The sequence below is a fragment of the Pseudovibrio sp. W64 genome (assembly GCF_001623145.1).
Taxonomy (GTDB): domain Bacteria; phylum Pseudomonadota; class Alphaproteobacteria; order Rhizobiales; family Stappiaceae; genus Pseudovibrio.
Map to the genome: position 1 here is coordinate 50,131 of NZ_LMCI01000041.1, position 22,643 is coordinate 72,773.

The 22,643-nt window shown below is 52.8% G+C and carries 22 protein-coding genes; 7 read left to right on the forward strand and 15 right to left on the reverse strand.

Features of this window, described 5'->3' with window-relative positions; genetic code table 11:
- Positions 1 to 8 precede the first annotated feature (8 nt).
- The 4 genes from PsW64_RS23710 to PsW64_RS23725 are packed head-to-tail and all read left to right on the forward strand — an operon-like array spanning position 9 to position 4,213.
- Positions 9 to 965 carry an ABC transporter permease subunit gene (locus PsW64_RS23710; RefSeq protein ID WP_208980989.1) on the forward strand — a complete coding sequence of 319 codons (957 nt, stop codon included), beginning with the start codon at positions 9 to 11 and terminating at the stop codon, positions 963 to 965.
- On the forward strand, positions 962 to 1,780 hold the full coding sequence (locus tag PsW64_RS23715; RefSeq protein ID WP_063305225.1) for an ABC transporter permease: 819 nt from the start codon (positions 962 to 964) through the stop codon (positions 1,778 to 1,780). The genes PsW64_RS23710 and PsW64_RS23715 overlap by 4 nt, the downstream gene beginning before the upstream one ends.
- Before the next feature lie 14 nt (positions 1,781 to 1,794).
- Entirely contained in the window at positions 1,795 to 2,781 is a 987-nt protein-coding gene (gene speB / locus PsW64_RS23720) for an agmatinase (RefSeq protein WP_063305226.1), read from the forward strand.
- Positions 2,782 to 2,815: 34 nt separating this feature from the next.
- Entirely contained in the window at positions 2,816 to 4,213 is a 1,398-nt protein-coding gene (locus PsW64_RS23725) for a glutamine synthetase family protein (RefSeq protein WP_063305227.1), read from the forward strand.
- A 13-nt stretch (positions 4,214 to 4,226) separates the two neighbouring features.
- Here PsW64_RS23725 and PsW64_RS23730 read toward each other — a convergent pair whose 3' ends face one another.
- The 4 genes from PsW64_RS23730 to PsW64_RS23745 are packed head-to-tail and all read right to left on the reverse strand — an operon-like array spanning position 4,227 to position 8,165.
- Entirely contained in the window at positions 4,227 to 4,997 is a 771-nt protein-coding gene (locus PsW64_RS23730) for an SDR family NAD(P)-dependent oxidoreductase (RefSeq protein WP_063305228.1), read from the reverse strand.
- Positions 4,997 to 5,935: an SDR family oxidoreductase gene (locus PsW64_RS23735; protein ID WP_063305229.1), complete on the reverse strand. Its 939-nt coding sequence runs from the start codon at positions 5,933 to 5,935 to the stop codon at positions 4,997 to 4,999. The genes PsW64_RS23730 and PsW64_RS23735 overlap by 1 nt, the downstream gene beginning before the upstream one ends.
- On the reverse strand, positions 5,932 to 6,852 hold the full coding sequence (locus tag PsW64_RS23740) for a bile acid:sodium symporter family protein (protein ID WP_063305230.1): 921 nt from the start codon (positions 6,850 to 6,852) through the stop codon (positions 5,932 to 5,934). Before PsW64_RS23740 ends, PsW64_RS23735 begins: the two co-directional genes overlap by 4 nt.
- Positions 6,849 to 8,165: a flavin-containing monooxygenase gene (locus PsW64_RS23745; RefSeq protein ID WP_063305231.1), complete on the reverse strand. Its 1,317-nt coding sequence runs from the start codon at positions 8,163 to 8,165 to the stop codon at positions 6,849 to 6,851. The genes PsW64_RS23740 and PsW64_RS23745 overlap by 4 nt, the downstream gene beginning before the upstream one ends.
- A gap of 66 nt (positions 8,166 to 8,231) precedes the next feature.
- Between PsW64_RS23745 and PsW64_RS23750 the strand changes: the two genes are divergently transcribed.
- Complete coding sequence (locus PsW64_RS23750) at positions 8,232 to 8,906, forward strand: TetR/AcrR family transcriptional regulator (RefSeq protein WP_063305232.1); 675 nt, start codon at positions 8,232 to 8,234, stop codon at positions 8,904 to 8,906.
- A gap of 31 nt (positions 8,907 to 8,937) precedes the next feature.
- Here PsW64_RS23750 and PsW64_RS23755 read toward each other — a convergent pair whose 3' ends face one another.
- From PsW64_RS23755 to PsW64_RS23800, 10 genes are all read right to left on the reverse strand, one after another.
- Complete coding sequence (locus PsW64_RS23755; RefSeq protein ID WP_063305233.1) at positions 8,938 to 9,222, reverse strand: TfoX/Sxy family DNA transformation protein; 285 nt, start codon at positions 9,220 to 9,222, stop codon at positions 8,938 to 8,940.
- A gap of 29 nt (positions 9,223 to 9,251) precedes the next feature.
- Positions 9,252 to 10,034 (reverse strand): oxepin-CoA hydrolase, alternative type, encoded by a 783-nt coding sequence (locus PsW64_RS23760; RefSeq protein ID WP_063305234.1) that lies wholly within the window; start codon positions 10,032 to 10,034, stop codon positions 9,252 to 9,254.
- Entirely contained in the window at positions 10,031 to 11,170 is a 1,140-nt protein-coding gene (locus PsW64_RS23765) for an acyl-CoA dehydrogenase family protein (protein ID WP_063305235.1), read from the reverse strand. Before PsW64_RS23765 ends, PsW64_RS23760 begins: the two co-directional genes overlap by 4 nt.
- Positions 11,171 to 11,179: 9 nt before the next feature.
- A complete protein-coding gene (locus tag PsW64_RS23770) occupies positions 11,180 to 12,376 on the reverse strand; it encodes an acyl-CoA dehydrogenase family protein (RefSeq protein ID WP_063305236.1) in 1,197 nt (398 codons plus the stop codon).
- 189 nt (positions 12,377 to 12,565) lie between these two features.
- A complete protein-coding gene (locus PsW64_RS23775) occupies positions 12,566 to 13,375 on the reverse strand; it encodes an IclR family transcriptional regulator (protein WP_063305237.1) in 810 nt (269 codons plus the stop codon).
- Positions 13,376 to 13,482: 107 nt separating this feature from the next.
- Entirely contained in the window at positions 13,483 to 14,178 is a 696-nt protein-coding gene (locus tag PsW64_RS23780; protein WP_063305262.1) for an ABC transporter ATP-binding protein, read from the reverse strand.
- A gap of 20 nt (positions 14,179 to 14,198) precedes the next feature.
- Positions 14,199 to 14,969: an ABC transporter ATP-binding protein gene (locus PsW64_RS23785; protein WP_063305238.1), complete on the reverse strand. Its 771-nt coding sequence runs from the start codon at positions 14,967 to 14,969 to the stop codon at positions 14,199 to 14,201.
- The gene (locus PsW64_RS23790) at positions 14,966 to 16,243 is read right to left on the reverse strand and encodes a branched-chain amino acid ABC transporter permease (protein WP_063305239.1); all 1,278 of its coding nucleotides are present in this window, start codon (positions 16,241 to 16,243) and stop codon (positions 14,966 to 14,968) included. The genes PsW64_RS23785 and PsW64_RS23790 overlap by 4 nt, the downstream gene beginning before the upstream one ends.
- Positions 16,240 to 17,172, reverse strand: coding sequence for a branched-chain amino acid ABC transporter permease (locus PsW64_RS23795; RefSeq protein WP_063305240.1), 933 nt, complete (start codon positions 17,170 to 17,172; stop codon positions 16,240 to 16,242). Before PsW64_RS23795 ends, PsW64_RS23790 begins: the two co-directional genes overlap by 4 nt.
- Positions 17,173 to 17,242: 70 nt before the next feature.
- On the reverse strand, positions 17,243 to 18,475 hold the full coding sequence (locus PsW64_RS23800) for a branched-chain amino acid ABC transporter substrate-binding protein (protein WP_063305263.1): 1,233 nt from the start codon (positions 18,473 to 18,475) through the stop codon (positions 17,243 to 17,245).
- Between the two features lie 307 nt (positions 18,476 to 18,782).
- Here PsW64_RS23800 and PsW64_RS23805 point away from each other — a divergent pair, with 307 nt between their 5' ends.
- Both PsW64_RS23805 and sctV read left to right on the forward strand, forming a co-directional pair.
- Positions 18,783 to 19,241, forward strand: a complete 459-nt coding sequence (locus PsW64_RS23805; RefSeq protein ID WP_063305241.1) for a type III secretion system chaperone — start codon at positions 18,783 to 18,785, stop codon at positions 19,239 to 19,241.
- A gap of 149 nt (positions 19,242 to 19,390) precedes the next feature.
- Positions 19,391 to 21,529, forward strand: a complete 2,139-nt coding sequence (gene sctV / locus PsW64_RS23810) for a type III secretion system export apparatus subunit SctV (RefSeq protein ID WP_057464013.1) — start codon at positions 19,391 to 19,393, stop codon at positions 21,527 to 21,529.
- 105 nt (positions 21,530 to 21,634) lie between these two features.
- Here sctV and PsW64_RS23815 read toward each other — a convergent pair whose 3' ends face one another.
- A complete protein-coding gene (locus PsW64_RS23815) occupies positions 21,635 to 22,426 on the reverse strand; it encodes a hypothetical protein (RefSeq protein ID WP_063305242.1) in 792 nt (263 codons plus the stop codon).
- Between the last annotated feature and the right edge of the window lie 217 nt (positions 22,427 to 22,643).

Sequence of the window (22,643 nt, forward strand, 5' to 3'; positions counted from 1 at the left end):
GGTGAGCGATGACAGTTGCAGACATTACCTCCCCCTCAGAAGAAATACAGGAAACATCCGGCCTGAGTTCAGGTTGGGGGCGCAGATTGCTCATAGCGATCCCATACATCTGGCTGCTGATCTTCTTCCTCGCACCTTTTGTAATCGTGCTGAAGATCTCCTTGTCAGACGTCATACTGGCCCGCCCGCCATATTTTCCAAACTTCGACATCTCAGAGGGTTGGCAAGGTCTGCTCGCCATGCTTCAGGCGTTTGATCTGGAAAACTATGTCTGGCTAACGGAAGATACACTCTACCTGAACTCATATCTGAGCAGCCTCAGGATCGCCTCCATCTCAACTCTGCTCACTCTGGCAATTGGCTATCCCATTGCCTATGCCATGGCCAAAGCCCCGAAAGAGTGGCGAGCAACCCTCCTGATGCTGGTAATCCTGCCCTTCTGGACCAGCTTTCTCATCCGCGTTTATGCATGGATTGGCATCCTAAAAAAAGAAGGCTTCCTCAACTACTTCCTGCTCTGGACAGGCGTCATTGACGAGCCTTTGATGATCTTGAACACCGACACTGCCATCTACATCGGCATCGTCTATTCCTACCTGCCTTTCATGGTCCTGCCACTCTACGCAGTTCTGGAAAAACTCGATATTTCGCTGTTGGAAGCAGCAACGGATCTGGGATGTTCGCCCCTGAAAGCATTTTGGGTCATTACCCTACCACTGTCACTACCGGGTGTTTGGGCAGGCTGCTTCCTTGTCTTTATCCCTGCTGTCGGCGAGTTTGTCATTCCAGACATTCTGGGCGGGTCCAGCACCATTATGATCGGTAAAACGCTCTGGGTAGAGTTCTTCTCTAACAGAGACTGGCCAGTCGCATCTGCAGTCGCAATTCTGCTGCTGCTCATGCTGATCCTACCCATCATCTTGTTCCAGAAACAGCAGGAGAAGCAAGCGGAGGCCAGTCAATGACCCGCTTCAACTGGTTCAACACAACAACGCTCACACTCGGCTTTGCATTCCTCTACCTGCCGATCATCCTGCTGATGATCTACTCCTTTAATGAATCTAGGTTGGTCACCGTTTGGGCTGGTTTCTCCACCAAGTGGTATCAATCAGTCTTCTTCAATGAGAGTTTCATCAATGCCGCATGGGTGACACTCCGGGTCGGCTTCATCTCTGCATCTGTCGCGACAGTGCTCGGCACCATGGCCGCACTTGTGCTCAATCGCGCTGGCCCATTCCATGGCAAAACGCTTTTCACTGGCATGATCTACGCGCCAATGGTCATGCCTGAGGTCATCACGGGGCTATCACTACTCTTGCTATTCGTCTCACTGGATTTCACCCGAGGCTTCTGGACAGTCACGCTGGCGCATATCACGTTCTCTATGTGCTACGCCGCCGTTGTCGTCTCTGCCCGCTTGGTGACCTTTGAGCGCAGTTTGGAAGAAGCTGCGCTTGATCTTGGATGCACCCGTTTTTCCGCCTTCATGCAGGTAACGCTGCCCATCATATTTCCCGCAATTTTGGCAGCATGGTTGCTGGCCTTCACACTCTCGCTGGATGATCTGGTCATTGCCTCCTTTGCTTCAGGCCCGGGCGCGACTACCCTTCCGATGAAGATCTATTCTCAGGTCCGCGTTGGCGTTTCACCAGAAATCAATGCCCTGTCATCCATTCTCATCGCTGTTGTTGCCGTTGGCGTGGTCACCGCTTCGCTGGTCACAAAACAGGCACAGGTCAAGCGCATGAAAGAAGAACGACTGGCGATAAGCTCAATCTGATCGAGGAAGTACACGTGTCTGATACAAAACACCCATCCTCGCTGGATGAATACTCGCAAGGTGATCTGGCCTACACTCGCTCCACCCCTTACGGGACCATAGCTGAATCCAGTTATGCCGGAACACTCAGCTTTATGCGCCGCAAATTCACCAAGGACCTTAAAGGGATAGATGTCGCCGTCTGTGGCATCCCCTTTGACACCTCAGTCAGCAACAGGCCGGGTTGCCGCTTCGGCCCAAGAGCCATCAGGCAAGCCTCCTCCATTCTGGCTTGGGACCACGCATGGGGTTGGTCATTTGACCCGTTCGACCGTTTGGCAGTCGCAGATTATGGTGACTTCATCTTCGATCCCGGTTACCCCATGAGCGTCCCAGACGAGCTGGAGCAGCAGGCCTCTGCCATTCTGGACGCGGGTACAGCAACACTCATGCTCGGTGGAGATCATTTCTGCACTTACCCTATGCTCAAAGCGCACGCCCAAAAACACGGGCCACTCTCCCTCATCCAGTTTGATGCACACAGCGACACATGGACAGACAACTCCAACCGTATTGACCATGGCACCATGTTCTATAGAGCGGTAAAAGATGGTCTCATCAACCCGCAGACATCGATACAAGTTGGTATCAGAACCAACAACGAGAACACACAGGGCCTCACCACAATTACAGCGGACTGGGTCCGTAATAACGGGGCAGAGGCAACGATTGAACGCATTCACAACGTGGTTGGAAAAAGTGCCAGCTACATCAGCTTCGACATCGATTGCCTCGACCCTGCTTTTGCACCGGGAACAGGAACACCTGTAGTTGGCGGCCTGAATACCGGAGAGACACGTGAGATCCTGCGTGGGCTTGCTGGAATAAACCTAAAAGGCATGGACCTTGTAGAAGTCGCACCAGCCTACGACCATGCAGAGATCACAGCACTGGCCGGTGCCACATTAGCCTTGGATTTACTTTGCATCTATGCCAGCCAGTTCAATCAGAACACCCGATAAAACAACACATCAGATCACGACCAGAAGAGTTCGCATGCCAACCCTGACAGCAGTACAGCCGCAATTGGAACAGTTTCGAATTGAAGCCGACGCCTTCCTGAAACAACATCCCGACCTCGAAAAGATCGAGGTCCTTTATGCTGGCTTTTGTGGCCCGCTCAGAGGCAAATGGTTGCCAGCAGAAATGCTGCACAAGCTGGCAGAAGGTGGTGTTCGGTTGCCCTTGTCCACCGTCGCACTGGACGTTTGGGGCGTTGATGTGCCGGCAACAGGCCTTGCCATTGAGCGTGGAGACCCGGATGGCATATGCATCCCAGTTCCGGGAACACTGAAGCGCGTGCCATGGGCCAAAGTGCCGACCGCGCAAGTGCTCGTCACTCTTTTCGAGATTGAAGATCAGAAACCAAACCCGCTGGACCCAAGGTATGTTCTTGAAACCGTTGAAAAGAAGTTTCAGAGTAAGGGCCTGACACCTGTTGTCGCCACGGAGCTGGAATTCTACTTTATCGACATTGGGTCCGGCCCAACCGGTTTGCCGCTCCCACCATACATTCCCGGCACCAACCAGCGTCTTGAGGCCTCACAGATCTATGATCTGGACATCATGGCTCAGTTCGAACCGATCCTCATGGAGATCAACCAAGCCTGCAAAATTCAGGATATTCCTGCAGACACCACCACCTCCGAGTTTGGTCACGGACAGTTTGAGATCAACTTGCTTCACGTGCCAAGCGCAGTGGAAGCTGCGGATCACTGCCTGCTGTTCAAGCGCGTTGTCCGCCATATTGCCCGCAAACACGGCATGGATGTCACGTTCATGTCTAAACCCTACGCAGAAGAGACCGGCAGCGGCTTCCATGTCCACACCAGCCTGCTGGATACTGAAGGCAACAACATCTTCAGCGGCAGCGCAGAGGAAGCAAACCCGGCCTTGAGCAACGCCGTAGGAGGCCTGCTGGACACTATGCTGGACATGCAAATTCTGTTTGCTCCACACGCCAATTCCTACCGCCGCCTCCAGCCGGGCTCTTATGCCCCAATCACCTCTTGCTGGGGGTATGATCACCGCGCCGCAGCTATCCGCGTGCCAGCTACACATGGCAAAGGCGCAAGGCTGGAGCACCGCGTCTCCGGCGCTGATGCCAACCCATATCTGGTTGTCTCAGCGATCCTTGAAGGCATTCATCACGGTCTTGAAAACCGAAGCGATCCCGGCACTCCAATCACCTTGGAGGCGGACCTCACCCAATATGATCACCTGACAGGAAACTGGGAGACAGCGATCCAAACGTGGGCGCAAAGCAAAACGGCTGAGCAGATGAGCACAGCAGAGTTTCATCGCCTCTACGGCATCAGCCGGAAAGCTGAGTACGACGTGTTTGCAACCACCATTACCGGTTTTGAATGTCAGACCTACGCCAGGAAGGTCTGACATTTCATCAAACCTAGGAAGGTTCCTTGATGTTGCGCTCCATCAGCAGCTGATAGGCTTTGGGTGATAACCGGTTGAGCCACCACGCCAAACTGGCAACGCGGCCAACCGGCTTCATCTCCGTCTTGCGCACATACGCTTTGTAGATGATATCCGCCGCCCGTTCCGCGCTCATATAATCAACGCCATCTGTTGACGAGCCCGGACGGGCCAAACCGTTCTCTTGCGTCTCCGACCGTCCAACATTGGTTGCCACAAACGAAGGCGCTGCAATCAACGTATGAACGCCATAAGACTTCTCTTCAGACCGCAACGAGCCGAAAAAACCCTCCAGTGCATGCTTGCTGGCCGCATAAGCTGTCCGTTTAATTAGTGGCGAGAATCCTGCAACTGACGAGATCGCCAGATGGCATCCACTGGAGGCCCGCACCGCTTTCAAAAATGCCCGCGCCGTATGCACCGCTCCGAAGTAATTCACATCCAGCACTTTGCGATGCGCTGTCAGGTCCATGTCCGCAAACAATCCGATATGCGTAATGCCTGCATTGTAAACCACCAGATTAATGCTGTTGTGCCGAGCCAAAACCTGCTGAGCAACCTGCTCAACCGCACCCCCATCCGTTAAGTCGCAGGCATAAATGCTCTGTCGCTCATTTTGTGGCAGCCCCTCCAGTGCCGGACCGGGTAAATCAAGCAGAACCGTATGCCAGCTCTCGCGCTGCAACCGGGTTGCAAGTGCCTGCCCTAAGCCACCAGCACCGCCTGTAATAACCGCTGTTTTCATCAAAGCCCCACAGATGCTCGCCAGTGTTCAAACACTTCTGCACTTGTCTTTTCCGGAGTATAGCCAAACACTGATTTCAACCGCTCATTGGCCAGCACAGGACGGTATTGCAAAAACCGAACCTGCTCCGGTCCATACCGGGAAAGCCGCAGTGGTTTCGCCACACCTAAAACAAATTTCAACAACCAGGACGGCAACTTAAGGACAGGCTTATTGAGCATTTGCCCCAACCGCTGCATTGACAACGCTCCATCACCCGCCACGTTGTAAATCCCCTCAGGAGCTTCTGTCGTAGCCAAAAATAGAATGCGCGCAAGATCTTCCGTCCAGATAAACACAAAAGCACTGTCCGATCCCGCGACCCCAAGCAGCCTTGGCTTAAGGAACAACGCGGTAATCTGATTGTTCATGCCGGTTCCAAGAACCGTCCCAACCCGCAACACAACCTGCTCCAGTTGCGGTGCCTCCGCACGTGCACGAGCCAAAGCAGCTTCAACCAAACGCTTATGGTAGGAGTACGCGAATTCTTTATTGCCGCGAATATGATCATCCTCATGCAATGGCACAGGATTGTCTGCATGATACCCATAGGCTGCCCCGGATGATGTGACGACAAGACGCTTCACACCTGCTTTGATCGCAGCATCAATCACCGACTGAGTGCCAACAACATCAACCAGATACTCAATATCCCGTGTAGAACCCACAGAGGGTGTGACGATGGAAGCCAGATGCACAATCACATCAGGCCGCTCGTCCTCAATCAGCGCTGACACCCTGTCTGTAGTCACATCCAGCGTTCTGAAACGGGCATTTGCTGGGAGGCCACTCGGTTCACGAATATCAGTCGCAACAACCTCCAGCTCCGTGCCCGCCAATTGCCGTAAGAATGCTTGTCCGACACCTCCTGCAGCCCCGGTAATAAGAAGCTTGGTCATGACGTCGCCTCCGCGGGGAGCTTGACTGCTTTGCGCGCCATAAAACTGGCAAGCACCAGTCCGCTGATCGCATGCCAAATCCCCCAGGCAGCCGCCACAACAGACATGCCGCCAAGCCCACCAAAAAAGCCGAAGATCAACACAAGTCCCAGACCGGAATTCTGGATGCCAGTTTCAATCGTAATGGCCCGCCGGTCATAAGCAGACACACCAGCAATGCTCGCCAGAGTATACCCCGCCGCTAAAGCCAGCCCATTATGGACAATTACGAGAGATGCCACAGCACCCACATAGGCAAGAAAAAACGACCAGTTGGCAAACAGCGCGATGAAGATGAAACCGATAAAAATCCCCATGGACGCCATGCGCAGTGGCTGCCGGATTTTGGCAGCCAGCCGTGGTTTGATGCGGTTTAGCATGATGCCAAGAAACAATGGCAACACCAACATAAAGCAAACAGTAATTGCAACTGACAGCTTATCGATATGCGTCTCTTGCAATATCGCGCGCGTCGGGCCGTAAAGACTACCCCAAAATGCGATATTAAAGGGTGTCGCAACAATTGCTCCCACCGTGGCAAAAGCCGTCATGGAAACCGATAGCGCTGCATTACCTCCTGCACGATGAGTGATGAAGTTTGAGATATTACCACCCGGACACGCCGCCACCAGAATAAGCCCCAAAGCAATCGAAGGTCGGGGCTGAACGATCAGAACAAGCAGAAATGTGAGGCTCGGCAAGACCAGAAATTGAGAGCACAGTCCAATCACCACAGGCTTTGGCGACAGTGTCAGTCGCTTAAAATCCGCAGGACACAGGTCCAGCGCGATTGAGAACATCACAACACCCAAAATACCGTTGAGCAAGGTCAGCGAACCCGAACTGAAGTTGAGAACAACAAGGTCAATGTCACTCATGCCATTTCCCTCTTCAACGCCTGTGTGCGCTTGTTCAGTGCAGAGCGATAACTCTGTTTGTCCACGTAGTAAGCCATCCGCGCCAGCTGGAGGTAGTTCATCCCCCCAGTCTCACGCTCAAATCCCTTGGCTTTCTCAGCTTTGATTGCCTCAGCTGTCGCACTTCCGTCCCTGAGGCCCCTCAGATAACGCGCAACCAGTTCCGCCTGATCATGACGCCCCTGCCAACCCAGACCCGTTGCCTCAATCATGCCCATTACAAACAGATCATTCCGTTCTGGATGCATGCAGTTCAAAAACAGATGCGGTGCATCGCCCTGCCAGTTCAAAAGCTCTTTGTCGATAAAGGGATAATGCAGTTTATAGCCAGTCGCGGTGACGATGAGATCATACTCAGCCTCTTCACCACCACGAAACCGAACTGTATGCTCATCCAGTTCCTTGATATCTGCTCGAATGCCAATATCCCCGTGACCGGCATGATAGAGAATAAGCGAGTTCACCACCGGATGGCTCTCATAAAGCTCATAGTCAGGTTTGGGGAACCCATAGGCCTGCGGATCACCAACAAACCATTTCAGTAATGTTTGATCCACTCGCCGCTTCAGCCAGAGCGGCAACTTCACCGCCCCACCCATCGTGTCTGCCGGCTTCCCGAAAACATACTTGGGAACAAAGTAATAGCCACGACGCATTGAAATATCGCATTGGATGCCATGATGGATAGCATCCACCGCTATGTCACAACCTGAATTGCCCGCCCCGACAATCAGCACCCGCTTGCCAGCAAACTGCTGCGCACTCTTGTAGTAGCACGAATGAATGAGGTCGCCAGAAAACTCTCCCGCAAACTCTGGCATGTTGGGCTCAGAAAGCGTGCCATTTGCAATCAACACCCCGGCAAACTCAGCTGAATGATCTCCGTCCTGATCTCTCCAGCTAACCGTCCACCCCTCACCGTCACCTCCCAACGGCACGATGCGGGTCACTTCTGCTCCAAAATGATAGCGCCGCTTCAAATCGAACTTTTCGGCAAACTCCTGAAAGTAGGTCTTTAGCTCGCGGTGACCGGGATACTCAGCAATGTGATCATCCATCGGAAAATCTGTAAACTCGGTCATTTTCTTGGATGAAATCAGATGCGCGGATTCGTACATGGTCGACTTCGGCCCATCAATATCCCAAAGCCCACCCACATCGCTGTGCAGCTCAAAACCCTGAAAATCTATTCCCTGCTCAATAAGTGTCTTGGCCGTGGCGAGCCCCATCGGCCCTGCTCCAATTAAGGCATAGCTCTCCTTTGAAATATTCACTGTTCGCCCCCCCCTCAGAACTACAATTAGATTGAACAGTCGTACAAAATAAGGCAAGCTCTTTTTATGATTAAGAAGATTTCGCAGGAAAAACAAAGACAAAGAGCCCCTTCAAAAAGCTCTTTGGAGACGCGGCAGAAGATTCTCGACGCCGCAGAACACCTGTTTGCATTTCGCAGTTATGACGCTGCGTCCATAAGAGGTATCGCACAAAAAGCAGGGGTAAAACTGGGCCTCGTAAACCACCACTTCGGCACAAAGGAAGACCTGTTTTTCAAAACAGTCGAACGCCGTGCCGACGAACTCGCCCGTCTCCGCCTTGATGCACTGGAACAGCTAAAGGCTTCAGAAGAAGTCATGACACTGAAAGGCATTCTGGAGAGTTTCTTCTACCCTTATCTGGACAAAGCTGAAAACAGCGGCCCCGGCTGGCTCGCCTACGCACGTCTGGTCGCAATGGTCTCTGCTGAAGAACGCTGGAGCGCTATCTCTCAGGCTTGTTTTGACCCAACAGCAAAAGTATTTCTTTCGGAAATCGCCAAGCTCTATCCCACTGCCGACCTTAGAAAAGTCTCCGCAACCTTCGTCTTTTCCATCTCTTCACAAATCGCTCTATGCACCTCAGCCTGGCGTGTTGATGCAATGGCAGAAGAGGATCACACCTCCGGCATTGCTGAAATGAAAACATTGCTCGTAGCCTATGCCACCGCCGGCATCCATAGCGCCCTGTCTGGACCTTGATGAAATCCGTTCAAGGCTCCTTCAAAGCAGATCAATCAGCCTGCGCAACTCGGGCCTTCAGTTCTTTCTTGTCTTCAGCTGAAAGATCCCGCCAGTCACAATCCCGCAGGCACGCCTCCATGGCATAAAGCGCGAGGATGGAGACACCCCGACCAAACCGAAATTTCAGCCGCTGATAAGCCTGCACAGCTCCAAGCTCACGCAAATCATCTTCACCGCAAACATCCACCTCAGACAGCATATATTCGGTCTTAGGGCCCAGGTTTCTCAATTGACTGATCGACTTGCTCAAAATGCACCATTCCAGACGTTTCACTCGGGCCTCGCCTGATTAAGGCGCTGCACCTAAGCATAATTCGGAGATCGTCGTTCCAGAAACGCACTGATCCCTTCCTGAGCTTCATCATGCCCCAGTGCCTCTGCCATTGTATCCCGCTCCAGATCCATCTGCCCCTCAAAGCTGTTGTGATCAGCAGCAGATACCAACCGTTTGATCGCCCCCTGAGCTCTTGTTGGACCTTGCGCTATACGATCCGCTATCAGGTGCGCTTCTGCCAAAGCAGGCTTATCACTAAGCACATTGACCACCCCCAGCTGGTAGAGCCGTTCAGCCGAAACAGGTTGTCCCAGCAAACACATCTCTACGACCAGCTGACGGGGAATAAGCCGAGACAATGAAGCGGTAGCCCCTCCATCCGGCACCAGTCCAACCTTCACATAAGCCAGCGTAAATTGAGACTGCCGCTCTGCTACCAGGAAGTCACAAGCCAGAGCCAAAGACACACCGGCCCCGGCAGCCCCTCCATCAACCGCCGCAATCACCGGTTTCGCGCAGTCTCTTACTTTTCGAACCAGATTATGGAGTTTTTCAATATTATTTTTTCGCTCAAGAACCGTCATCTCGCGGCGCTTAACCAACGTGTTCAGATCGCCACCCGCACAGAAATAACCGCCTTCTCCCATCAGGATAACGCTACGGATCTCTGTGCCCTGATTGGCAAGATCCAACGCCTGCGAAAGCCCGTCATAGTATTCCGGCGAAAGCGCGTTGCGACGAGAAGAGTTACAGTTCATGACAATCAGACGATCAGCCTTGCGCTCAACGCTGACAAGAGAAGCACGCTTCATGACATTGCCTTTCGCGCAGCTTCCCTCTGCATAGCTCCAACAAAACGCTCCAAATGGTAGTCTACATCGCCAAGTTGGTGATCGATCATCATCAAACGCTTGGCATAATGTCCCAGAGCATACTCCTCGGTCATGCCAATACCGCCATGCAACTGAATGGTTTCTTCGCAAACCAGTTGCGCGACACGGCCAATCAGATTCTTGGCTGCACTCACATGCTTATCTCGCTGGAAAGGTTCAGCAGAAAGGTGACCAGCCACATTGATCAGTGCAGAGCGGGCCTGTTCGATCTCAATCAGGACCGTCGACATACGATGCTGAAGCGCCTGAAACTTGCCCAGCGCACGGCCAAACTGCGTCCGCACACGCAGATACTCAACCGTCAAATCCTTCGCCACTTCCATCGCCCCAACAGCCTCGGCACACAGCGCAGTCACACCTGCAGCGCGTGCTGCCTCAAGAGCAGAAAGGACAGCCTCCGAAGCCCCCAAACACGCTGAAGCAGGCAAGGCTACATTCACCAGAGCAATATCGCTGGCGTGGTAACCGTCCAGAGTGGGATAGGAGGACCGCTCCACGCCTGAAGCATCGGCATCTATCATGAACAGTTGCAGCCCGTCGGCGCCACGAGCGCTTACAATCAGCTTGTCCGCGCTTGGCCCACCAATCACCACCGACTTGGTGCCGTTGAGCCGATAGCCATCCCCAACCCGCTCTGCAATTGTCTCCACAGCATCCAGATCATAACGCGACTGAGGCTCTTCCAATGCGGGAACGATCTTGAGCTTCCCGTCAATCACATCCCCGATCAGCGCCTTCTGCTCCTCTGTCCCCAGCTCGCCCAACAACCGTCCAGACATAACGCCAGAGGCCATCAAAGGTTCCACGCAAGCAAACCGACCCAACTCCTCAAACACAACTGCAATATCAAAGCCGCTGCCTCCAAAGCCCCCATACTCTTCTGCAAACAGCGCCCCAATCACACCTAGTTCAGCAAAGTCACTCCAGATTTTCTCCGAAAAACCCTGCGCATGCCCAACAAAGTTAGCTCGTTGCGAGGCATCGTAGTTATCTGAAAGATAGCGATGCAGAGTGTCCTGAAGCATCCGTCGTTCGTCACTATGATTGAAATCCATGGAACGCTCCTAAAGGCCGAGAATAGCTTTACTGATGATGTTGCGCTGGATCTCGTTGGACCCACCGAAGATAGAAAGCTTACGGTTGTTGAAGTAACCCGGGCTCACTGCAGCGGCATATTCCGGCCCAACACCTTGCGCGTTCGCACCACTATCCAGCGCCTCCGACACAAACGGCATAGCGTAACGCCCAACCGCTCGCCGTGTCAGATCATTGATCGCCTGTCGGATCTCAGTGCCCTTGATCTTCAGCATGGAACTCTCCGCTCCCGGCGCCTGCCCTGCCGCCGCTTTGGCGATCATGCGCAGGTTCGTTGTCGCCATCGCCATCAGATCAATCTCAATCTGCGCAACCCTTCCGGCAAAATACGGGTTCTCCAGCAGTGGCTTGCCACCAGATGTCTGCTTGGCACAAATCTCCTTCAAATGAACAAGAGCCGCCGTCGAAAAGCCAACGCCTGCAATATTGGTACGCTCATGGGTCAGCAGATACTTGGCATAGGTCCAGCCCTTGTTCTCCTCTCCAACAAGGTTGGCAACTGACACCCTCACATCCTCAAAAAACACCTCATTCACTTCCTGCCCACCATCAATCAGCGTAATAGGCCGAACAGTGACACCCGGTGTCTTCATATCAATCAAGAGAAACGAAATACCTTCCTGAGGCTTCACGTCCTGGTCCGTACGCACAAGACAGAAGATCCAGTCCGCATGTTGACCCAGTGTAGTCCAGGTTTTCTGACCGTTGACAACATAGTGGTCCCCATCCCGCACAGCACGGGTCTTCAGGGAGGCGAGATCAGAACCCGCCTGCGGCTCAGAATAGCCCTGACACCACCAGTCCGTACCATCCAGAATCCGCGGCAAAAAGTGATCTTTCTGCGCCTGACTGCCAAACTTCAAAAGCACTGGCGCCAGCATGGAAAGCCCGAAAGGGATCGTCCGCGGCGCATGGGCAAGGCAAAGCTCTTCCTCAAAGATATGCCGGTAGACTGCATTCCAACCAGTCCCACCATGCTCCACCGGCCAGTTGTTCGCCAGCCATCCCTTCTTGTTCAGCGTGTCATGCCACTCTTCATGATCCGTCTTGGAAAGGCGCTTTCCCAATCTGACCTTTTCCGAGAGCGTCTGCGAAAGGTTCTTGTTTAAAAACGACCGCACCTCATCACGAAATGCCAGTTCATCAGCTGAATAGTTCAAGTCCATATGCCGCCCTCCCTGCTTCATTGGACATAACTGTCGGGAGGATCCAGAACGCATCGCTCAACTCATCCCCATCATGAGATCAGAGTATCGCGCATCCAGATTATTTCAATATGTAATTCATAATTCCAATATGCAGAATTTAAAGCAAGCAGCGATCACGACAATAAGAGCTTTCCGCTCGCTACAAGCTTAGCCCCGATTGACCAGAACCGAGGGCAAGCCCAGCGCACGCTCCAGCTCTTTCACGCGGTCCCGCAGTTTCGGCCCAACCTCATTTTGCATGCGCTCATAGCTCAGCATGTCTGGAGTCGCCCCGCAGCTGATCGCAACCGGCTCGCCAAAATCATGAGACCGGAATCCGGTTGAGACCGCATTGATGTTCTCAGCATAGCGCTTGTCTTCATCAACAATCACAAAGCCTTGGGCCAACAGCTGAGAGTACCCTGCAGCCCTTGCGCTCTCCAGTGTCTCGACGGAAATGCTCTCATCCCGCCCCTGTACACGCTCGCAAACCTGCGCAAACTCATGGTCCGTTACGCTGGCCAGATAAGCATGACCAGAGGACGAGCCTGTGATCGGAATGCGATGTCCCACTTCCAACCAGATGGCAGGTGCTCCCTGTGGTCGCCACGTCTTAGTCAGCAACATCTTGTTTTCATCAAGCACTGCCAGCAAAGCCAATGTACCCGTCTCATCAGCCAGTTGCTGCATCATCGGATTTGCCGCTTCAATGAAAGATACAGAAGCGCTGGCAATGTTGCCCAAAGCCAGGGCAGCAGGGCCAAACCGATACCGATCATGACGACGCGCATGGCTGAGATAACCAAGCTGCTGAAGGGTGAAGGTCAAACGGGAAACAGTGGATTTGGGAATGCCAGTACGCTGAGAGATTTCCTGATTGCCAAGCCCATCATCAGAAGCCCGGAACGCCCTTAACACCTGCAGCCCTCGCGCCAGCGTTGTCGCAAACCGCCGGTCTTTTTCTTCATGTCCGCTCAACGTTAAAACCCCACCCCGATCATGTACATCCCTTGCCTAACACACATCATCCAACTCAAAGAACACCAGCAAGGTATCCTGCAGCACTTCTCCAAGAAAAACACCGCTCAAACTTCCAGCCATTCCTGCCGGATATCATCCCGCGCTCGAAACTCCTCTGGTGTCCCGTGATAAACAATCTCCCCATGCCCCATCACATAAACCTGTTGGGCAATCTTCAGCGCGATGGAAAGCTTCTGCTCCACCAGCAAGATCGAAACACCGGCTCGCGCAATCTCCGCAATCAGCTCCCCAACTTGCGTCACAATCTTGGGTGCAAGCCCTTCGGTCGGTTCATCAATGATGATCAGATCAGGGTCTCCCATCAGCGTCCGGCAGATCGTCAGCATCTGCTTTTCGCCGCCAGAAAGCACACCAGCTGCCGTATCCGCGCGAGATTTAAGGTTTGGGAACATATCGAGCATCTGCTCAATGCTCCACCTGCCCGGCTTGCGCATGTCCTTAATACCAAGAAGTAGATTGTCCCGCACACTCATCAGGGGGAAAACATCCCGGTTCTCTGGCACATACCCAAGCCCCTTGCACGCAATACTATGGCTCGGCAGGCCGGAGATAGTCTCACCCTTGAACCAGATATCTCCTTTCGGTGCCACCTCGCCCATAATCGCCTTAGCTGTGGTGGAACGCCCAACACCATTGCGCCCCAGCAGCGCCGTCACACTGCCTTTCGGCACATCCATATTAACGCCGCGCAGCACATGGCTCTTGCCATAAAAAGCATGCAGATCGCGAACTTTCAGCATTTCACTTGCAGCAGCCCCGCTCATGCACTCATCTCCGCAAAATCTGCCTCATCACCCAGATACGCCTCTCGCACCCGCGCATTACCGCGAATTTCCTCTGGCGTTCCGGTTGCGATGATCTCACCATAAACAAGCACTGAAATTCGGTCAGAAAGCCCGAACACAACACCCATGTCATGCTCCACGATCAAGAGCGTCTTCCCTTCCGTCGCCATCTCAATGAGCTTGATCGCCCTGTCGGTTTCAGAATGGCTCATGCCTGCCGTCGGCTCATCCAGCAAGATTACATCTGCCCCGCCTGCAATGGTGATAGCAATCTCCAGCGTGCGTTGATCCGCATAGGTCAGCAGCACAGCAGGCACATCGGCTTTATCCGTCAGCCCCACCTTCTCCAACACCTCGGCAGTCTTGCGCTGCACCTCCTTCAGGTTACCAATATTCCGCCAGAAACTGTGCCCATACCCAAGCGACCATAACACTCCGCAGCGCACATTCTCGCGCACCGACATATTGGCGAAGATGTTGGAGACTTGAAAACTACGCGACAATCCAAGTCGGTTAATCTGGTGAGGTTTCAGGCCCGAGATCTGCTGCCCAGCCAAATTTATTGTTCCCGAACTTGGCGGAAACAGACCGGAGATAAGATTGAACAGCGTGGACTTGCCAGCTCCATTGGGACCGATGATCGCGTGTCGCTCACCCCGGGCAATCTCCAACGACACCCCTTCGATAATCTTCGCCGGACCAAAGCTTTTGCGAAGGTCCGTCAGCTGTAAGGCTGGAGCGTTCATGAGCCTGCACCTCCCTGTCTGGAAAGCACTTTGAGCGAGCCCATACCAACACCGGTAAGCATCAAACCAACCACCCATGGCATCATCTGGTCAGGAGCCAGATGGAAACCAAACAGTTCAAAAGCCTCTCCGAACCCGTTGGAATGCCGTACTGCCAACTCAACCAGCACAACAACACCAGTTGCAGCCATCAGGGCCGAAATCGCAAACACCCCAGCCCGCAACACTCCCTTACCACTCAAAGAATGCTTTAAGGCAGCTGTCCCGCTCAACAACAGCCCTGCAAGACCGCCCGGTGCAAACAGGATCATCCCGATAAACAGCAGCCCCAGATAAAGCAGCCACGCCTCTGAATAATCTGAGAGATTGGACTGCATATAAGTCAGCACCACAGCCCCAAGAATAGGCCCCGCAAAATATCGCGCACCACCAATGAACGCCATCAGCAACACCAGACCCGACGGGATTACACTCAGGCTTTCTGGCGTAAAGATCTCATAGTTCACCGCAGACATGCCGCCCGCCAGCCCAGCAAAACCGCCAGCGGCAATGAACACCAAATAACGTACACGGTTGGGGTTATAACCCACAAACTGCACCCGCTCTGGATTATCCCGCACTGCCTGCGCCATCTTGCCAAGCGGTGTTCTGGTGAAGGCATACATCAGCGCAACCCCAAGAAAGGTCCAGAACGCGATAAACCAGTACACTTCGCCCAGCGGCCCAAGAGACAACCCGAACAGCTCAACACCATTCATACGATCGCCAGTGATACCTTCCTCGCCACCGAAGACGCTGATGAACATGAACCCGGCAGCCGCAACAAGCTCTGCAATGCCAAGCGAGATCATGGCAAACGGCACTCCCGCCCGCCGGCAGGACGGCCAGCCAATCACTGCGCCCGCCAGCGCTCCTCCCGCAAACCCCACCAGTGGAAGGGCAAACATGGGAAAGGCTGCCCAGACACCACCATCATAACTTGCGTTCTCAATCGCATTCATCCCGTGCATAGCCGCATAACCACCAAGGCCAAAGTAGACGGCGTGGCCGAAGGAAAGCATACCTGCCTGCCCCAGCAACATGTTGTAGGACAGAGCAAAAACCATATTGATGCCAATCGCGTTGAACAGCGATAGCCACGTTCTGGACGGCTCAAACAGCGGAATGCTCAACAGGATCAGAGCAAGCAGCAACAGCGGCAGAACCCGTGTCGCAAATTTGTAGCGTGCACTCGGAGCCAAATCAGGCACCCGGTCAAGACTGTAGTCGGTCAAAACTCACGCTCCCCCATCAAACCACGCGGACGCAGCATCAACATCAGCACCAAAAGAAGGAACGGCAGCATGGGAGCCAAAGACGCAATGGTAATACGTCCGATATCGCCATCAGCGCTCAATCCAGCAAACGAAAAGATCTCAGCAAAACTGCTATCGATTGAGATGGCAAAGGTCTGAAGAAAGCCAATCAGCAAACTGGCAATAAACGCCCCTTCCAGACTGCCCATACCACCGACCACAACAACCACGAAAACAATCGGTCCGATCGAAAACGCCATGGACGGCTCGGTCACCAGATAGTTGCCGCCAATCACCCCGGCCAGACCCGCCAGAGCGCAGCCCGCCGCAAACACCAGCATAAAGATCCGCGGTACGTTATGTCCCAGATGAGACACCATATGCGGGTGCGTCAGCGACGCCTGAATGATCAGCCCGATCCGTGTCCGCTTCAACAGGTACCAAAGTCCCGCCAGCATCGCGATGGACACAGCCAACATGAAAATGCGATACGCCGGATACTGAGAACCGAACAGTTCGAAGAGCGAATAATTGAGCTCCGGCGGAATCTCATAGGCAACAGCAAACTTGCCCCAGATGATCTTCACCAGCTCCTCAATCACATAAGCCAGCCCGAATGTGAAAAGCAGCTCAGCCACATGCCCCCTGGCATGCACTTTGCGCAGGCCCCACTTTTCAACGCAGGCCCCCGCCGCTCCAACGCAAATCGGCGCCAGAAATAACGCAAACCAGAAGCCGGTGTGCTGACCAAGGGTAAAAGCAAAGTAGGCACCCAGCATGTAAAAGCTGGCATGAGCCATATTGAGAACGCCCATCATACTGAAAATCAACGTCAATCCGCTGGACAGCATGAACAGCAACAAGCCATAGATCAGCCCGTTAAGCAGAGCAAAAACAACCGTCTCCATAACATCCCTCAAGAGAAAAGAGCACGCTCAAGCCCAATTGCCCGAGCATGCCATTGTTCAAGTAAGATCGTTAGGAAGGGCGACGCATCCTGCACGTCGTCGGAGTTTCAGTCGCCGCTGCCGGAATGGTAATATCTGTCTTGAACCCGTAACCGGTATTCTCCACATCACGGGCAACACCCTCAGAAAACGTAGAGATATAAAGCGGCTGCATCAGCTGGTGATCATCCGCCCGCATGGTCACCTCTCCATACGGCGTCTCATAAGTCATGCCTTCCAGCTCAGCTGCAACCTTGGGCACATCCACTGACCCAACCGCATCAACGGCGTTATCAAGCATGTTCATCAAGGTGAAAACCCGCTCATAATAGTAATCGAGATTGTTGGTTTTCTCAAAATCATCCACCCGAGCCATCTGCTTTTCAGAGGCCTCGATGTTCTCATGGAACTCAGTGATCTGCTTCACCAACCCAACAGCGCTCTTCCCCATCGCCGTCGGAGCCCCAAGACCACCGCCATAGAACGTCAGATACGGTACCGTATGACCGGACGCATTAGCCGCTTTCACCAGCAGCGTCATGTCTGTTCCCCAGTTTCCCGTAAACACAACATCCGCTTTCGCGCTCATCATTTTCTGCACGTAAGGTGTGAAATCCTTAACCTTGCCAATGGGATGAAGCTCTGCACCAACAATCTTGATGTCCGGACGTTTCTCCTCAATCATGGATTTTGCAGCTGCTGTAAACGCTCGCCCGTAAGAATAATCCTGCGCCAGAATATAAGCAGACTTGATGTCTTTCTGATCCCGCAGCCAATCAGTCAGACCCGCCATTTTCATGTCCACATGCGCATCAAACCGGAAATGCCAGTAATTGCATTTCTTGTTGGTCAGCGCCGGATCAACCGCCGCATAGTTGAGGAAAAGAACCTCTTCTCCCGGATTACGCTTGTTGTGCTTAGCAATCGCATCAGTCAAAGCATTCGCAACGCTCGACCCGTTCCCCTGCGCAATAAAGCGAACACCCTGATCAATCGCCTTCTGCAGTTGAACAAGGCTCTCCTTCGGATTGATTTTATTATCAAAAGCAACCACTTCCACCTGCATGCCGCCCATACCACCAGCAGCATTAATTTCTTCAGCCGCATAGCGGAAGTGCTTCACCCCAGCATCACCCGTACTCCCAAACGGACCAGATAGCGGATCAATGTATCCGATCTTGATAACTTCAGCTTCCGCAGAGAGAACACCGCCGGAAAGCAGAAGTGCAACCAGACTAGATTTCAATAAAATACCTTTAGACAAAACAACCCCTCCCCCAAAAAGATTTTTCATTATAATTTTATTAAGGTAATGAGATATTCATCAGACTATATTGTCAAGCAATAAGTAAAACCCAATTCCGCATAGTGACTTAAGCAATTTCACAGTTCAAAGCAGAGCCGAGTCATCTGTTCGAAAACTTCATCATCAGCTGCCATCAACAAACATTGCATGCAGCCTGCAAATTTCTTCTTCAGATGATTGTAGTTTGTATCAAACAGCACAACACACTCTCGAGACCGGCCCTACAGAATATCCCAGATAAATCAGTAGAGTTAGGGACAACTGAATGGGCAACTTCAAAATCATTCACGACTTGATGGTTGAAGTCGGACCGCTTCTGGAAGCCTTGGAGATATCAGAGTACGCAGAAGCCAAAACCTGGACTGTTCTACTGGAAGATTTCCTGATCATCCTGGAAAGTGATGAAGACAATAATATCCTTCATATCTCCACCATTTTAGGGAGCCCTGCGCCAGAAGCCCGAAGGGATACTTATCTTAACGCCCTACGCTACTCAGGGGAACAACAGGCGGAAAACAATTACCGTGTTGGCCTTGTTGAGAAGGACGGCGATCTCGCATTGATCAAAACCGAGTACACCAACAATCTGGATAGAAACAAACTCTACACCACACTCAAAGACTTTTTGAGCGAAGCTGGCAAACTCAATCTCATGATTGAGTCCACACCCGGACCGCAGATCTCCCTGACCGAAAACACCGACGAAATCATTTTACCCGCCTGATAAGCGTTTACGAGCAAGGATAACTCCAAATCTTCTTTTAAATTTTTACTCAAGTGTTTGCTGCGGCACACCTGTGGCTTTTTCCAATTGTTAGAAGCGAAAGGTGAATTGGCCTGAAAGCAAGAGCAGGCTGAAATCAGGAGCAGGACGTGCAAAAAATCTTTCAAATGTTGTCAGGGAGAAATGATGTTCTCCTGGCATTTCTTTTGATCGCAATCGTATTCATGATGATCCTTCCGTTGCCGACGGTTCTCGTGGATACGCTCATTGCAATCAACCTGAGCCTTGCGGCGATCCTGCTGATGGCTGCGCTCTACCTGAAAGATGTTGTAGCCCTCTCGGCCTTTCCCTCTATCTTGCTTCTGACGACCCTCTTTCGCTTGTCTTTGTCCATCACGACGACCCGTCTGATCCTGCTCAAAGCCGATGCCGGTGAAATCATCGACACCTTCGGCAACTTCGTGGTCCAGGGTAATCTGGTCGTCGGTATCGTTATCTTCCTGATCCTGACCATCGTAAACTTTCTGGTGATCACCAAGGGCTCTGAACGCGTGGCAGAAGTCTCTGCCCGTTTCTCCCTTGACGCGATGCCCGGCAAGCAGATGTCGATCGACTCCGACATGCGTGCTGGTCAGATCGAACTGGATGAAGCCAAGCGCCGCCGCACCAAGCTGGAAAAAGAAAGCCAGCTTTACGGTTCCATGGACGGCGCCATGAAGTTCGTGAAGGGCGATGCGATTGCGGGCCTGATCATCACTGCGGTTAACATTATCGGCGGCGTCATCATCGGCACCTCCCAGCATGGTATGAGCGCTGTTGATGCTCTGGATCGTTACACCATTTTGACCATCGGTGATGGTCTGGTTGCTCAGATCCCGGCTCTGTTCATCTCCATCACAGCTGGTTTCATGGTCACCCGTGTAAGCACCGAGGATTCCAGCGACCTTGGATCTGACATTGCCAAACAGTTGAACAGTGAACCAAGGGCCCTCATGATTGCAGCGACAATCATGGTCGGCTTCGCGCTTATTCCTGGCTTCCCAACATTCATCTTCTTGCTCCTTGCTGCAATCTTCGGCTCTGTTTCTTTCTTCTCCATGCGAAAGACGAAATCTCAGTCCGCTAGAAAGGATTCACAGCAGCTCTCAGCCTTTGCGCCCGCCATAGCGCCTGAAGGCGAAGCTATGATGATGCCCGATGAGGACATGGCGACCGAAGTGGAAGCCGCTCAGGATCTGGCCATTACAATCACCGTTCCGCTCATTGTCGATATCTCGTCTTCAGTCAGGTCCACACTCAACCCGAAGAAGCTCGACAGAGAAGTCGCAAAGGTGCGCAAAGCGCTTTACTTCGATCTCGGCGTCCCCTTCCCCGGCATTAAACTGCGCCTCAATGAGAGCTTGCCGGAAGGCGAGTACCGTATCCTCGTCAACGAAGTCCCTGTTGCCCGTGGCGCAGCACGTTCCGGCTATTTCATTGCCCGCGAAACACCGCCAAACCTCGCTATGTTCAACATTCCTTACGAGGAAGGCGACAGCTTCCTGCCAAACACCCCGTCTTTCTGGGTGAACAACAGGCACTTTGAACAAGCAACGCGCGCTGGCATTCAAACCCTGACACTGACCGGCATGCTCAGCCTGCATCTGGCTCATGTGCTTAAACAACACGCCGCAGAGTTCCTCGGCATTCAGGAATGCATGTTCCTGCTCAAGCACATGGAAGGCGACTTTGACGAGCTGGTGCGCGAAGTAAACCGCGCCGTCCCTCTCATCTCGTTGGCCGATGTTCTCAAGCGTCTGGTGCGTGAGGACATCTCCATCCGTGATATGCGCACGATCCTGCAGGCCATCGTGGAATGGGGCCAGAAGGAAAAAGATCCACTCATGCTGACGGAGCATATCCGCATGGCATTGAGCCGTTACATCACGCACAAATACTCTGCAGGTCAGCACATCATTCCGGCATATCTCATCGATAAGGACATCGAGGATGAAGTGCGCGGTGCCATCAGACAAACCAGCGGCGCCTCCTATCTGGCGCTTTCGCCGGATACACACCGCCAGCTCATCACCGTCATGCGCAGCGCCATTGGCGATAATCTGGCACACAACGGCATCGCTCCGGTCATTCTGGTCCCAATGGATATCCGCCGTTTCTTCAGAAAAGTGATCGAGCGCGACTATGCCGATCTGGCTGTGTTGTCCTTCCAGGAACTGGCGCCAAACGCCAACATCCAGCCATTAGAGAAAATCAGTTTACGCGGCAAGGTTGGCACCCTACCAGCCTGATCCCCGAATACCGCGTAAAGCCTGCCCTTTGCCCGGGCAGTAAGGTGGAACCCGAATAACCATAATCAGAAGCCCCAACTTCGGGTCATCGGGTTCCACCTGTTCTTAAAATGTTGGGAAGAAATCATCATCCTCGGTGATCTCAGCACCGTACTCCCCGTCATCAAACTGAAAATCCTTATAACCATCCTCTTTGGTCGCTCCAGCTTTTAGTCCCTCCTCCAGAACCTTAAAGGCGTCGTCAACCTTATTATCAGGATTTTTCCAGAATACGATCTGGCCAAAAATCATTGCTTCTGAGTAGGTCCCTAAAGACGTAAGCACTTTTGCTGCATCATCTTTGTTGAATGGATTTCCGTCTGGTTTAATCAGTGCAAGGTGCACGCCTTTTACCTTGGTGCCGTCTCGTACGGTAACACCGATGCACGAACTGAAGCCGGTGAATTTGATTTCCCCTTCCCCGCATCCAACTTCTCGCTCAGCTATCGCCATGATATCCGCAGCCTCTTTCAAACTTCCATCTTCCGGCAGGATCAGATCTGGCTTGGAGGCATCACCATCAACGGCAGGAACGTCTTCAGGCTTAGACGGCTCCTGAACTTCTGCTTCCACTTTTTCTTGAGCAGCTGTTTTCTCAGGCTCCGTAACGTCATCTTTAACCTGCTCGTGGACGCCATCGGCCTCTTTTTCCTCGGCCTTTTCCTCACTCTTAACGTGATCCTGACCGACAGCTTCCACCTGGTCCGGAGAACCGGCTTTCAGCTCTGGCTGTTCATTGCCGTCTGGTTGATCACCAATCCCATCCGGCTCTTCATCAATTACCTGAGCTGGGATTTCCGGGTTAACACCAATGTGTTTCAAAACATCAGTCGCCCATTTTTCGTGCTCAACACCCATTCTCATTCTCCGAAAAGTTACCCACCAATTCTCGCGGGGACACTTTAAATTCACATGAAGGTGGAGCATCCATTTTTGTACTAATCCAACCCAAGTCTCAGCAACCCGCCATACAAACACCAATGGCACCGCATGGCCTTCCATGCAGTGGTGGAATTTAGTGTCCCGAGAAACGGGAGGGGCAAGGCGAGCAGGCAATACCTGCGCATTGTATATA